Origin of the sequence: Undibacterium sp. CCC3.4, from assembly GCF_034347425.1 — a bacterium.
In the GTDB taxonomy this organism is placed as follows: domain Bacteria; phylum Pseudomonadota; class Gammaproteobacteria; order Burkholderiales; family Burkholderiaceae_D; genus Undibacterium.
Genome location: NZ_CP133779.1, coordinates 3080054 through 3094096, shown reverse-complemented (window position 1 = coordinate 3094096; position 14043 = coordinate 3080054). Strand labels below are relative to the sequence as shown.

Sequence of the window (14043 nt, the reverse complement as noted above, 5' to 3'; positions counted from 1 at the left end):
TCAGCTCATTTGCGCAAGCATGCCGTTGGCACGTTCTTTTTGGCTGCTGCTGCCACCCTTGAGAACTTCATCCAACAATTCACGCGCACCTTCTTTATCGCCGATTTCATGGTAGGCCACGGCCAGATCAAGCTTGGTCGACATTTCCGCATTTTCCGGCTGCTCCACTGCCGCCGTTTCAGGCTCTGACACAACAGCGAGCGGCGTATCGAGATCGAGATCAATCCCGGACAAATCAAATTCGAACGGTGAAGCCAAATCAACCGGGGCCGGTTCCGGCGCGTTTTCCTGCAATATCTCTGGCAACTCCGCACTCAAGCTGTCAGCCAGACCGAATTCCGGCTCTTCCAGCGCGGCCGCGGCAACCGATGGCAGCGGCGGCGCAGTTGGCGCTTCACTGAAATCAAAATCAATGGTACCAAAATCGACTTCCGGCAGCACTTCCGGGGTCGCTTCTTCCTTACGAACTACCGGCTCAGGAATGGTCGGCACTTCTGCATCACCGAAACCCATGCCAAGATCAAAGTCGAGGCCATTGTCGACGGCGACTTCTTCATGCGAGGCCGTATCGATGACACTGATCGCATCGAGCATATCGCGCGAGAGTGAATTACCGAGCAAAGCTTCCGGATCCAAATCTTCCAGCGGCTGCGTGGCCGAGCCGAGCGCAGCACCATAATTGAGTTCGGTTTTCGCCTTACCACCGACATACAAAGGATTACCCGGCTCAAGCACAATCCCCATCGAGGCGGCTTGCGCCCATTCGTCGCCTTCGCCACTGGTCATGCCATACAGTTCACTGGCCAGACGTTCGAACAATTTGGCATCTTTGCGAGCAAAATAAATTTCCAACAATTTTACCCGCACCGCATGGCGATCAGGCTGCGTACGCAAGGCTTCTTTTAAAATTTCTTCCGCCTGAGAATCGCGGCCATAAGCAATGTACACATCGGCTTCGGCGACCGGATCCACTTCATTGGCATCGAGCTGACTGGCAGACGGCGCAAAGTTGGAATTGAACACGCTGTTATTGGTGTCGACACTTTGACCGCCGGTCGAACCGAACATGGAGTTCGCCTTCATGCTTGAACCGGTCAAAATACTGTCTTCAAATTGCTGCAGTTTTTTCTTACGGTTATTCAACCATACCCCGGCGCCGGCCAATACGGCGAGCAACACAGCACCACCCGGCATGAGCCAGTCCGACCATTCATCCCAAATGCTGACTTCCGGCGGTGGCGGCGGTGGCGCGACGATCTTGCGGCGCGGTTTGCTGGTCGCTGCAACACTGGCTGCCGCCGGCTCCGACGCAGCAGCCACAGCCGACGCCACTGCCGGCAATGTGGCCGCTGCTGGAGCGGTCACTGCGGCTGCCGAAGCGGCAGTCGCAGTAACGCTTGCTGATACTGCTTTGGCATCGACTTTCGCTTGCGCTTGTTTGGCACTGATTTCAGCCTCTTTATTCGCCAAGTCTTGATTTTTCAAGTCCAGCAAATGCTGCAAATTACCTACATTTTTTTCCAACTCCTTGACCCGATTAGCAGCATCGACTGCAGCACGGTCTTTGGCAATTTTATCTTCATCCACGGCACTTTTGCCGTTACCCGCATTGGCAGCGGCCGTCGGGGCCGCTTTGGAGAGTTTCAGTTTATCGGGCGAATCAGCACCAGGCGCGGCCGATTCTTTGACCTGACTGGTAATACTGCCAGTTGCACTCTGCTTGGTCGCGGCAAGCTCTTTCGAGGCCGGCGCACGCGACACAGAATCAGCCAATTTCTGGCGATAGGCATTGAAGTCGCTCGCATGCGCCACCACCACCGCGCGCGCGGCACGGCCATCGGCGGCACGGATAGCATCGGCATCGGGCAGCGCCAGAATTTGCCCAACCTTAAGGCGATTCATATTCTTACCGGCGAAGGCTTGTGGGTTGCTGCGGTACAGACTCACTAACATTTGATCGAGCGAGACGCCCTCAGGCTTGTAGTTGGCAGCCAGCTTACCCAAGGTATCGCCAGACTTGACCGTATATTCACCGACCGGCTTAGCCGCTGTCTGCGGTTTTTTTTTCGCTGCCATCTCGGCCGCTACTTCGGCCGCCACCGCCGCAATGGCAGCCGGCGCGGCAGACCCAGCAGGCGCAGCACGGGCCGCCAGTGGTGTCGGCGTACTCGCTGTTTTCTGTGCGACTAAGGCAGGATTACTGACTTGCGGCGATTGACTGTTGCGCAATTCAGCCGGATCCAGCAAGAAGGTGTACTCACGTAACAACTTGCCGTTCGATGAGGTCATTTCCAATAACATGTCGACGAACGGCTCATTCATCGCTTGCGAAGAAGCGACTTTGATCACATAGCCGTTTCCGCGCGCCACAATGGTAAAGCGCAGCGATTGTAAGCTCGGACTCAATTCAATATTCGCCTGACGAAACGCTTCGACCGATGCCAGCTTAGGCGCCAGGGAGTCAATTTCATCTTTATTCGGTGCAGTCAATTCTATTTCAGCATTGAGCGGCTGACCCAGCGCTGACAAAACAGTCAGACGCCCGAGCCCGGTCGCCTGCGCGCCGGCTGCCAGCAACAAGGTCGAGGCAACCGCGACGCTCAAAGCTTTGCGTCCCAGAGAAATCACAGATGTTCTTTTTTGTTTATACATTTTGTCAGACATATTGGGAATTTGGCGAATAAAGTCCGCGGGGAAAGGCACCGACACAATCAAGCGCAGCAACAGATTGCAATCTAATCAGCGCGCACAGTTTGCGCTGCAAGCTTACCGCGAATTATCCCCATGGTAAATACATTAAGAAGCCTAGCAGTGAGGGAAGTTGCCTAAATGTTGTTGCCATTTAACAATTCTGAGGTTTTCCTCGAATTATTTGCGGATTTTTCATTACTCGCGCAAAAAAGGGAAGCCACAGCTCCCCTTTTTTTCACCGCGCACAACACAAATTCACGTTGTCTCAGTCGATCAGAATACGCAACATACGACGCAAGGGTTCTGCCGCACCCCACAACAATTGATCCCCGACCGTGAACGCGCCGACATATTCAGGGCCCATTGCCAGCTTACGAATACGACCGACCGGTATCGTCATGGTGCCGGTCACGGCGACGGGAGTCAGATCACGCACACTGTCGTGACGTGTGTTCGGAACAACTTTGACCCATTCATTATCAGCAGCAATCATCGCTTCAATATCAGCCAGCGGCACATCTTGCTTTAATTTGAAGGTCAGCGCCTGACTATGGCAGCGCATCGCACCGATGCGTATGCAAAAACCATCGACCGGAATCGCACTGCTGCCGTAGGCGGCACCGAGCCCGAGTATCTTATTGGTTTCGGCCATGCCCTTCCATTCTTCTTTCGACATGCCGTCACCGAGATCTTTATCGATCCACGGAATCAGCGAACCACCGAGTGGTACGCCGAAATTCGCCGTTTCCGCTGCCGTCAAAGAGCGTTGCTTGGCAATGATCAGCCTATCGATTTCTAAAATCGCGCTGCGTGGATCATCGAGCAAAGCACGTACTTCGCTGTACAGGGTGCCATATTGCGTGAGCAATTCGCGCATATGTTGCGCGCCACCGCCGGAAGCCGCTTGGTAAGTCTGAGTACTCATCCACTCAACCAAGCCCGCCTTATACAAGGCGCCTACACCCATGAGCATGCAACTGACGGTACAATTTCCACCGACCCAATTGTTTTGCCCTTTGACGAGCGCATCTTTAATCACTGGCAAATTGACCGGATCGAGCACGATCACGGCATCGTCATTCATCCGCAAGCTCGAAGCAGCATCGATCCAATGGCCATTCCAACCGGCCGCGCGCAATTGCGGGAAAATTTCATTGGTATAGTCACCACCTTGGCAGGTAATAATGATGTCGCACTTTTTCAGCGCCGTAATATCGTTGGCGTCTTTCAGTGTCTTTTCATTCTTTGCCATCGCCGGCGCAGTTGCGCCGCTGTTCGAAGTAGAAAAGAATACCGGTTCAATATCAGCAAAGTCCCCTTCCTCTTGCATACGCTGCATCAGGACCGAGCCCACCATTCCACGCCAACCTACCAAACCCACCAATTTCATCATTTTTCCCTAAAATATGCAGGAAGTCCCTGCCCGCCATCGTGCCTGTCGATTCCGTAATTACTGCGCCAATGCAGCTACCACGGCGCGCCCCATTTCGGCCGTGCCAACCTGAGTCGTGCCGGCTTCGTAGATATCGGCGGTACGTAATCCCTGTGCCAATACTTTTTTTACCGCCAGCTCTATGCGGTCGGCTTGCTCGGCTTTATTGAGCGAGTAGCGCAACATCATCGCTGCCGACAAAATCGTCGCCAGAGGGTTGGCGATGCCTTGGCCGGCGATATCAGGTGCCGAGCCATGCGAAGGCTCATACAAGCCTTTATTATTGGCGTCGAGTGAAGCCGATGGCAACATGCCGATAGAGCCGGTCAACATCGCCGCTTGATCGGACAGAATATCGCCGAACATATTGCCGGTAACGATCACATCAAAGCGTTTCGGCGCGCGCACCAACTGCATGGCAGCATTGTCGACATACATATGGTCGAGTGCCACATCGGGATATTCGCGATGCACATCGGTAACGATATCTTTCCAGAATTGGAAGGTCTCGAGCACATTGGCTTTGTCGACGCTGGTCAGACGTTTGCTGCGTTTTTGCGCGGTTTGAAAGGCCACATGCGCAATGCGCCGAATTTCACTTTCAGCATAGCGCATGGTATCAAAACCCTCACGCTCACCTTTGAACGGCCCATCCGGACAGATGCGCACACCACGCGGCTGACCGAAATAGATGTCACCAGTCAGTTCGCGGATAATCAAAATATCGAGACCCGACACCACCTCAGGCTTGAGCGAAGACGCACCGGCGAGTTCCGGATACAAAATCGCCGGACGCAGATTGGCAAACAATTTCAAATGTTTACGCAAGCCAAGTATCGCTTGCTCAGGCCGCAGCGGACGGTCCAACGTATCGTATTTCCAGTCACCGACGGCACCAAACAGAATGGCATCGGCATCTTGCGCCAATTTAAGCGTGGCATCGGGCAGCGGATGCCCGGAAGCTTCGTAGCCGGCACCGCCGACCGGTGCGGTTTCCATTTCGAACGATTCGCCCAGTGCATTGAGCACTTGTACCGCTTGCTCAACGATTTCCGGTCCAATGCCGTCGCCAGGTAAGATTGCTATCTTCATATTTTTATCGTTTTATTCTATTAAATCGTGTTGGCCAACCATGGTTGCGCCGCCAGGTGGCGCTCTTCGAAGGCGCGAATTTTATCGGCTTGACGCAGCGTTAAACCGATTTCATCGAGACCATTGAGCAGGCAAAATTTACGGAAAGCATCCACTTCAAATGGCATGACCAGACTGCCATCGCTGCTGGTAACGACTTGCGCCGCCAGATCGACGACCAGATGAAAGCCCGGAAAGGCTTTGACATCATGGAATAAGCGATCGATCTGCGCTTCCGGCAAGACGATAGGCAGCAAGCCATTTTTGAAGCAGTTATTATAAAAAATATCGGCAAAACTCGGCGCAATCACGCAGCGAAAGCCATACTGATCGAGCGCCCACGGTGCATGCTCACGCGAGGAACCGCAACCGAAATTTTTGCGCGCCAACAGTATCGAGGCACCTTGATAGCGCGCTTGATTGAGCACGAAATCGGGGTTCAGCGGACGCCGACTGTTATCGATGCCGGGTTCGCCGTGATCGAGATAGCGCCACTCATCGAACAGGTTCGGGCCAAAGCCGGTACGCAGTATCGACTTGAGAAATTGTTTTGGAATAATGGCATCGGTATCGACATTAGCACGATCCATCGGTGCCACCAAACCGCTATGTATAGTAAATTTTTCCATGATCGTTATTTCTTGCCGACGCTTTCAACGGCTTCGCCAGCTTTTTTGACATCTTTGCCTATGCCTTGCACGGTATTACACGCACTCACGGCGAGCAAACCAGTCAGGCAAATCAGTATGGTATAGAATTTTTTCATCATTTTTCCCTTGCACGCCCAAACGGGAGTACGGTCATTGATTCCACTGTGTTGATTACAGCGCGCGCACGTCGACGAAGTGACCGGCAATACCGGCCGCCGCTGCCATCGCCGGCGACACCAAATGGGTGCGACCGCCCTGCCCTTGACGTCCCTCGAAATTGCGATTCGAGGTAGAGGCACAACGCTCACCCGGTTCGAGTCGGTCGGCATTCATGGCCAAGCACATAGAGCAACCTGGTTCGCGCCATTCAAAGCCGGCGTCACGGAAAATCCGGTCCAAACCTTCACGCTCAGCCTGATCTTTGACCAAGCCGGAACCAGGCACCACCAATGCCAACTTGACATTGGAAGCACGGAATTTTCCGCGCACCACAGCCGCCGCGGCGCGTAAATCTTCAATGCGTGAATTGGTGCAGGAACCGATGAACACTTTATCGATGCGGATATCGGTGATCGCCATATTCGGCTTCAATTCCATGTAAGCCAAGGCTTTTTCGATGGCATCGCGTTTGACTTCGTCTTTTTCCAAGTCTGGGTCAGGGATGCGGCTATCGATCGCCACCACCATTTCGGGCGAGGTACCCCAAGTTACTTGCGGCTTGATTTCGGCAGCATTGAGAGTGACCACCAGATCAAAACGCGCGCCGGCATCCGAGTGCAGCGTGCGCCAGTAATCGAGTGCGCGATCCCAGTGCGGTCCGACCGGCGACAATGGCCGACCCTTGACGTAATCTATCGTGATTTGGTCGACGGCAATCATACCGGCGCGTGCACCGGCTTCGATCGCCATATTACAGACCGTCATGCGACCTTCCATAGACAGCGCACGGATGCTGCTGCCAGCAAATTCGATCGCATAACCAGTACCACCGGCCGTGCCGATTTTGCCGATGATGGCCAGCACGATATCTTTGGCCGTTACGCCAGCTGGCAAGACCCCATCAACCTGCACCAGCATGGCTTTGGATTTTTTGGCAATCAAGGTTTGCGTCGCCAGCACATGTTCGACTTCCGAAGTACCGATGCCATGCGCGAGGCAAGCGAAAGCCCCGTGCGTCGAGGTATGCGAATCCCCGCACACCACGGTCATACCAGGCAAGGTCGCGCCCTGCTCAGGACCGATCACATGGACGATGCCTTGGCGTTTATCGGCCATGCCGAAATACGTCATACCATATTGCTTGGCATTGGCGTCGAGCGTTTCCACCTGCAGACGCGAAGTCGGATCGTCGATACCATTAATGCGATTGGTAGTCGGTACATTGTGGTCGGCCACCATCAGATTGGCCGACAAACGCCAAGGCTGACGCCCAGCCAGCTTGAGGCCATCGAAGGCTTGAGGACTAGTCACTTCATGCAGCAAATGACGGTCGATATACAGAATTGCCGTGCCATCTTCTTCAGAATGCACTACATGCGATTCCCACAATTTGTCGTACAGCGTTTTAAGCATAGTCTCTAGCCTGCAAGGAGAGGTCGGCGTGCACAGGTCGGACCAGAACTGTCCGCCACCCCGAGTTGAATCGAATTTTTGTCTTTGATTATGCCACAATTGTGCGCCGCAAAACCACGCTGAGGGGCAAAAATGCGGCCCGCGTAGGCGAGAGAAAAATCAGCTTTAGCAGAATGCGCCGAATTTTCACTCGTTTTTTGCTTATTACAATCGAAATAACCGTGAATTATTTTGAAACAAGAAAGCTCAGTGTGCCGCTGGGAATGGCGTGCTCTGCACATCGCCACACTGCGCCCGATGACGCAAGGCGTGATCGATCAACACCAAAGCCAGCATGGCTTCGGCAATCGGCGTGGCACGGATGCCGACGCAAGGATCATGGCGACCAAAGGTTTCCACCACCACCGCTTGACCATTCTTATCAATAGAATTGCGCGGCGTGCGTATCGACGAAGTCGGTTTGATGGCGATCGAGACCGTAATATCTTGACCGGTCGAGATGCCGCCGAGGATGCCGCCGGCGTGATTACCGATGAAACCGCTCGGTGTCAGCTCATCACCATGCTCAGAACCACGCTGCGCCACGCTGGCGAAGCCGGCACCGATTTCCACCCCTTTGACGGCATTGATACCCATCATCGCATACGCAATTTCGGCATCAAGCTTGTCATAAATCGGTTCCCCCCAACCGACCGGCACACCGCTGGCCACCACGTCGATGCGGGCACCGATCGAGTCACCATCCTTACGCAGTGCATCCATGTAGTCTTCCAAGCGAGCGATCAGGGTGGCATCGCCAGTAGGGGCAAAAAACGGGTTATCGGCGGTATGCGACCAAGCTTGAAATGGAATCGCCAGCTCACCCAATTCACGCATACCGCCATGAAACGTGATGCCGAATTGTTGCGCCAACCATTTTTTGGCGATCGCCGCCGCTCCCACCACCGGTGCCGTCAGTCGCGCCGAAGAGCGCCCGCCGCCGCGCGGATCACGAATACCGTATTTATTCCAGTAGGTGAAGTCGGCATGGCCGGGGCGGAAAGTTTCAGTGATATTGCCGTAATCCTTACTGCGTTGATCTTGATTTCTTATCAATAAAGCAATCGGCGTGCCGGTAGTTTTACCTTGGTAAACGCCGGACAGGATCTCTACCGTGTCGGGCTCCTGGCGCTGGGTCACGTGACGCGAGGTGCCGGGACGCCGCCGGTCGAGCTCGGGCTGGATGTCCGCCTCTGATAATTCCAAGCCGGGCGGGCAGCCGTCGATCACACAACCGATGGCCGGACCGTGCGACTCGCCGAAGGTGGTAACGGTAAACAAGGTTCCGAAAGTATTGCCAGACATATAAATTTTGCGATCAAGGTTAAAAACGAAATTAAAATCATTTTAACAGCCTTATCGCTTCATTTCTATCGATTGCAACAGCAAAATACCCCAAGCATGCGCGCCGCGCGCTGTGGCGCAAATGCCGCAGCGCGCGCGGCAGGCGCGCGCAAAGTGGTGACGATTGCTTTTTCTTGGCAAAGAAGGAACAATGCAGCTTGGCTGGCGCGCCGTTTAGTGTCATAGTTCCACTACGAGGGAGGGATTAAATCTGCGTTAAAAGCAGCACCTTCCAAACTACCAACAAATCGCCCTATCCGTAGCGAATATATGCCGAGCATGGAGCCGTACTTCAGATGAACTCACCGATGCACTCTACCGCAGATGATCTGGTCTTTCTGGATGAACCAGAGCATGATGAGTTTTTGACAGCAAATCAAGCGAGCTGGCGCATCATGATCATCGACGATGATCCCGATGTCCACTCGGCGACCACCTTTGCGCTCGGCAGTTTGGAAATCCAGCATCGTCCACTGAGTTTTTTGCATGCCTATTCGGCCGCCGAAGCGCGCGACATCCTGCAAAAAGAATCCGACATCGCGATTATTTTGCTCGATGTCGTGATGGAGCAAGAGGACGCCGGCCTGCAATTGGTCAGTTATATCCGCAGCACCCTGCAACTGGCTGATGTGCGCATCATTCTGCGCACCGGCCAGCCTGGCTACGCACCGGAAATCGATGCAATTCGCGATTACGACATCAACGATTACAAAACCAAGTCTGAACTCACGCGCACCAAGCTGTACACGGCAGTGACTTCAGCGATTCGCTCCTACGAGCAAATTTGCGCCATCAATGACAGTCGGCGCGGCCTCGAACTGATTGTTAGCGCCAGCAACACCTTGATGGGCTCGCGCGGACTGCACGAGTTTGCCGTCGAGGTACTGAGCCAAATTACCGACCTACTCAAGCTCGATGCTGCCGGCTTGATCTGCGCCCGCCCTCATCCGGTCAACAATCAATCGGCCGACGACGCGCTGCATATCATTGCGGCCACCACACAGTTTGCAAGCCTGCTCAATACCCCACTCAAGCGCCAAAACTGCCAGCAAGCGCACGATATCGTCACACGGTCGCTGAGCACGCGCCAAAGTATTTATCAGCCGACCATCACGGCACTGTACTTCAACAATGTAGCGCAAGAAGACTTCAGTTTATATCTCGAAACCGGTCTCTCGCTCAATGATATGGAGCAGCGCTTGCTCGAGGTTTTCTGCGGCAATGTATCGATTGGTCTCGATAATGTCATTCTCAACACGCGCCTGCACAATTATGCTTTCTACGATTTACTGACCGGCCTGTGCAATCGCCTGAAGTTACTGCAAACCATCAACGAGACACTGGCCTCAGCAAGAAAGAACCGCAGCGCCTTAGCGCTGATCGATATCGATCACTTCGCTGAAACCAACGATGCGCTCGGCCATCAGTTCGGCGACTTATTATTAGTCGCGGTGGCACAGCGGCTGTCACAGTATTTCGGCAGTCTGTGCCAAATTGCCCGGGTTGGCAGCGATACCTTCGCCCTGCTTGGCGATGTTGAGCTGGTCTCACCGAAAAAAATTCTGGCCTTATTCACCGCCCCCTTTGATGTCGACCACCAAGAAGTCCAACTCAGCGCCACCATCGGCCTGATCAAGTTCGACGATTATGATGGCGATGGTTCAGAAGCACTGAAAGACACCAATATCGCGCTCAAACGCGCCAAAACTCACCAACGCGGTGGCTTCGAATACTTTACCCGCAATATGGGGGTAGACATTCGTGAGCGGGTATTGCTGATGCATGCGCTGCGGGCCGCCTTCGAACATGAAAAACTGTTTCTCGTGTATCAACCACAGGTTGACATGAGTACTGGAAAAATCCTCGGTGCAGAAGCACTGCTGCGCTGGCAGACCGATGATGGCAAGTTTATCCCGCCCGACCAGTTCATTCCGATTGCCGAGTACTCCGGCCTCATCATCGATATCGGCGAATGGGTATTACGCAGCGCCTGCACCGAACTGGTTCACTTGCGCAGCCTTGGTCATACCGACTTTCAAATGGCGATCAATGTGTCACAGGCACAGTTTTCGCACCCCTTGTTCATGGAGACCTTGCAAAAAGCCCTGCATGACACACAAGTACCGCCGCAATTCATCGAACTCGAAATCACCGAATCAATGGCTATGAACGACCCCGATTTGCTGGTCAAGACTCTGCACCAGATCAAGCAACTCGGCGTGAGTGTCTCGATCGACGATTTCGGCACCGGTTTTTCTTCGCTCAGCCATTTGCAAAAACTTCATGTTGACAAACTCAAGATCGACCGCGCCTTCGTCAATGAAATCCAAAAAGACGCCAACCAAGGCAGTATCGCTAAAATGATCGTGCAATTGGGTCAGAGCCTGGGCTTGGCGATCATCGCCGAAGGGGTGGAAAATCAAATGCAAGCGGAAGCCCTGCTGTCGTTCGGCTGCCATTTGGCGCAAGGATATTTCTACGCTCGTCCGCTGCCGCGCCAAGAATTGTATGCCTGGTTAGCGCAGCGACCGTAACCAGGCGCGCCAGCCAAACCCACGGCAACCCATTCTGCCCGTCGATTTCTACCGACTGTCGCATTGCGACCAGATCTTGCGTGCATTTCACTTACAGTTCCGTCTGCGCCCTCCTTCACTTATTAGACGAGTTACCACATGAATCCGCACACCACTGACACGATCAAGGACCTTTTTGTACAAACTAAACAATTCTTGAGCCTGAGTTTCGACAAAACGGCTGCTTGGGTCACCAAATTATCATGGTGGAAATTTTTTATTTTCGCCATGATCACCCTGCTGGCCGGCGCGATCCTGCAGGATTTGTTATTTACTTCCGAAGAAAGCGTCGTCGTCACACGCCCGAGCAAAAAGAACAGCACGATCAAGAACAACAGTGACAGCGACACCAGCGTAGAGATCGACAGCACCGGCATACGCATCCATAAAAACCACAGCGGCATCGTGACTGGCGAACAGATTACTATCGATGAGCATGGTATCCGTACCAGCAGCAGCGATACTCCCGCAACACCGCTACCACCAATGCCGCCAGCGACGGCGAGCGCAAGCCTGCCTGCCGCCGCCAGCAATGCGGACATCCATATCAAACTGCCGCCCGAGGTCGCGCAAGCGCTAGGCGAAGACCTCAAAAGTGCCGTGGCCGATGCCGCCGACGAAGAAGTTCGCAGCTACAAAAAAACCTCCTCCAAGTGGTTTGCCAACTTTGTCTTGCTGTTGGTATTCTGCTTGTTCGGCATGAAAATACTGATGGGTGGAAAAGTGCGCGCCGAAGAGAAAGCGCGCAGCGCCGGCCAAGCCGCCGAACGTGAAGCCTTGCTGCGCCAAGTCAGTCAGGCACAGATGCAAACCATGCAAGCGCAAGTCGAGCCGCATTTCCTCTTCAACACCCTGGCCTCGGTCGAACATTTGATCATCACCGACCCGCCGCGCGCGGCAGCGATGCAGCGCAGCTTGATCAGCTATCTGCGAGCAGTGCTGCCCCAAATCCGCGAAAATGCCCCGACTACCAACCTCGGCCGCGAAGCCGACATGGTAGGCTCTTACCTCGATTTGCTGAAAATGCGGATGGAGGAAAGGCTGACGGTCGATTTGATCATGCCGACCGGCTTGCGCAGCGCCGCCTTCCCGCCGATGATGCTGCAATCGCTGGTGGAAAACGCCATCAAGCACGGACTGGAAAGCAAGGCCGACGGCGGCACCATCGTGTTTCGCGCCGAAGTGGCCGATCATAAATTACGCGTCAGCGTCAGCGATAACGGCCTCGGTTTCGGCGCAGTCCCGAGCACCGGTACCGGCCTGGGCTTGCAAAATATTCGCGAACGCTTGAAACTGTTATACCAAGACCGCGCGCAAATGATCATCACGCCGAATCAACCGAGCGGTGTGTGCGTGACCATAGAAATTCCTTACGAACCAGCCAAGTGAGCCAGACCATGCCGACTGCCATTATTGCCGACGATGAAAGACTGATGCGCGAGCAATTACGGACGCGCTTAGCACAAGTGTGGCCGGAACTTCAGATCGTCGCCGAATCCAAAAACGGCGAGGAAGCGATTACCCAAGTCGAACAATGGCAGCCCGACCTGATCTTCCTCGACATCCGCATGCCGGTGAAAACCGGCCTCGAAGCGGCACAAGCCATCGGCAACCGCGCCCACATCGTCTTCATCACCGCCTACGACCAGTATGCGATTGAAGCCTTCGACCACGGCGCGGTCGATTACGTACTGAAACCGGCCGACCTCGAACGCTTGGGAAAAACCGTCGAACGTCTCAAAATGCGTCTGCAAGAACGCGCGCAACCGGCCGACATGAGTCAATTACTGAGCCGCTTGGCGCAACAAATCGGCTTGGCAGCACCGCTGCAGCACCTGCAATGGATACAAGCCTCAATCGGCCAAGAACTGCGCCTCATTGCGGTGGAAGAAATCCTGTTCTTTCAATCGGATGAAAAGTATACACGGGTGCAGACGGCCAACTACGAAGCGCTGATCCGCAAACCGGTGCGCGAACTGAGCGAAGAACTCGATCCGGCGCTGTTCTGGCAAATTCACCGCTCGACCTTGGTGAATGCCAAAGCGATTGCCGGTGTGGTGCGCGATCTGCGCGGTCGGCACCTGGTGCAAATCAAGGGTTCCACTGAAAAACTCGAAGTATCACGCAGCTACGTTCATCTGTTCAAGCAGATGTAAGCCATGAGTAGGCAAAAAAATCTGACTAGGGTTTGAAACCCCGGCCTTCAGAGGCTGTCGCAAAAGGGTTTTCAGTCGGTATCATTACTCTAACGGCAGACATGTCACTCCCCGTGCTCTCGCCTCGTCATTCCTGCGTAGGCAGGAATCGAGTGGCACCTTAGTGCCTTCAGGGTGGGAGGGTCGATCAAGGGCACTTTTTTTTCTGTTCAATCAACACGTCATGCTGCGCCTGAGCAGCACAGATATCACAGATATAAAGGGCGCGTACGCGCCACTGGGTTGCCGCCTGCGCGACAATGAGGAATTGGGCGAATGGGTGGGCGCGCAATCGACCTGACTTGTGGGTAATGATCAGGCTTTTGCGACAGCCTCTTTTGGCCGGTGAGCGACGAAGGAGCGACCCGATGGGAGGGATGCCAACCCCTTCCAGAGTCTTTTCCATCGTCGCTTGC

General features: G+C 54.2%; 11 protein-coding genes. 3 read left to right on the top strand and 8 right to left on the bottom strand.

Annotation, left to right across the window (positions count from 1 at the left end):
- The 7 genes from RHM61_RS13765 to aroC all read right to left on the bottom strand — a co-directional run bounded on the left by RHM61_RS13765 (window position 1) and on the right by aroC (window position 8820).
- On the bottom strand, window positions 1–2664 hold the full coding sequence (locus RHM61_RS13765) for a FimV/HubP family polar landmark protein (protein WP_322247874.1): 2664 nt from the start codon (window positions 2662–2664) through the stop codon (window positions 1–3).
- 292 nt (window positions 2665–2956) lie between these two features.
- Window positions 2957–4084 (bottom strand): aspartate-semialdehyde dehydrogenase, encoded by a 1128-nt coding sequence (asd, locus tag RHM61_RS13760; protein ID WP_322247873.1) that lies wholly within the window; start codon window positions 4082–4084, stop codon window positions 2957–2959.
- A gap of 57 nt (window positions 4085–4141) precedes the next feature.
- On the bottom strand, window positions 4142–5215 hold the full coding sequence (gene leuB / locus RHM61_RS13755) for a 3-isopropylmalate dehydrogenase (RefSeq protein ID WP_322247872.1): 1074 nt from the start codon (window positions 5213–5215) through the stop codon (window positions 4142–4144).
- A 20-nt stretch (window positions 5216–5235) separates the two neighbouring features.
- The gene (leuD, locus tag RHM61_RS13750) at window positions 5236–5883 is read right to left on the bottom strand and encodes a 3-isopropylmalate dehydratase small subunit (RefSeq protein ID WP_322247871.1); all 648 of its coding nucleotides are present in this window, start codon (window positions 5881–5883) and stop codon (window positions 5236–5238) included.
- A 5-nt stretch (window positions 5884–5888) separates the two neighbouring features.
- Entirely contained in the window at window positions 5889–6020 is a 132-nt protein-coding gene (locus RHM61_RS13745) for an entericidin A/B family lipoprotein (protein ID WP_322247870.1), read from the bottom strand.
- A gap of 55 nt (window positions 6021–6075) precedes the next feature.
- Complete coding sequence (leuC, locus tag RHM61_RS13740) at window positions 6076–7476, bottom strand: 3-isopropylmalate dehydratase large subunit (RefSeq protein WP_322247869.1); 1401 nt, start codon at window positions 7474–7476, stop codon at window positions 6076–6078.
- A gap of 246 nt (window positions 7477–7722) precedes the next feature.
- Window positions 7723–8820 (bottom strand): chorismate synthase, encoded by a 1098-nt coding sequence (gene aroC / locus RHM61_RS13735; RefSeq protein WP_322247868.1) that lies wholly within the window; start codon window positions 8818–8820, stop codon window positions 7723–7725.
- A 347-nt stretch (window positions 8821–9167) separates the two neighbouring features.
- Here aroC and RHM61_RS13730 point away from each other — a divergent pair, with 347 nt between their 5' ends.
- The 3 genes from RHM61_RS13730 to RHM61_RS13720 all read left to right on the top strand — a co-directional run bounded on the left by RHM61_RS13730 (window position 9168) and on the right by RHM61_RS13720 (window position 13588).
- Window positions 9168–11393 carry an EAL domain-containing protein gene (locus RHM61_RS13730; RefSeq protein ID WP_322247867.1) on the top strand — a complete coding sequence of 742 codons (2226 nt, stop codon included), beginning with the start codon at window positions 9168–9170 and terminating at the stop codon, window positions 11391–11393.
- A gap of 138 nt (window positions 11394–11531) precedes the next feature.
- The gene (locus RHM61_RS13725; RefSeq protein ID WP_322247866.1) at window positions 11532–12821 is read left to right on the top strand and encodes a sensor histidine kinase; all 1290 of its coding nucleotides are present in this window, start codon (window positions 11532–11534) and stop codon (window positions 12819–12821) included.
- 8 nt (window positions 12822–12829) lie between these two features.
- Complete coding sequence (locus tag RHM61_RS13720; protein WP_322247865.1) at window positions 12830–13588, top strand: LytTR family DNA-binding domain-containing protein; 759 nt, start codon at window positions 12830–12832, stop codon at window positions 13586–13588.
- 187 nt (window positions 13589–13775) lie between these two features.
- Here the strand turns inward: RHM61_RS13720 and RHM61_RS13715 are convergent, their stop codons facing one another.
- Window positions 13776–14033: a hypothetical protein gene (locus tag RHM61_RS13715; protein WP_322247864.1), complete on the bottom strand. Its 258-nt coding sequence runs from the start codon at window positions 14031–14033 to the stop codon at window positions 13776–13778.
- Window positions 14034–14043: the final 10 nt, after the last annotated feature.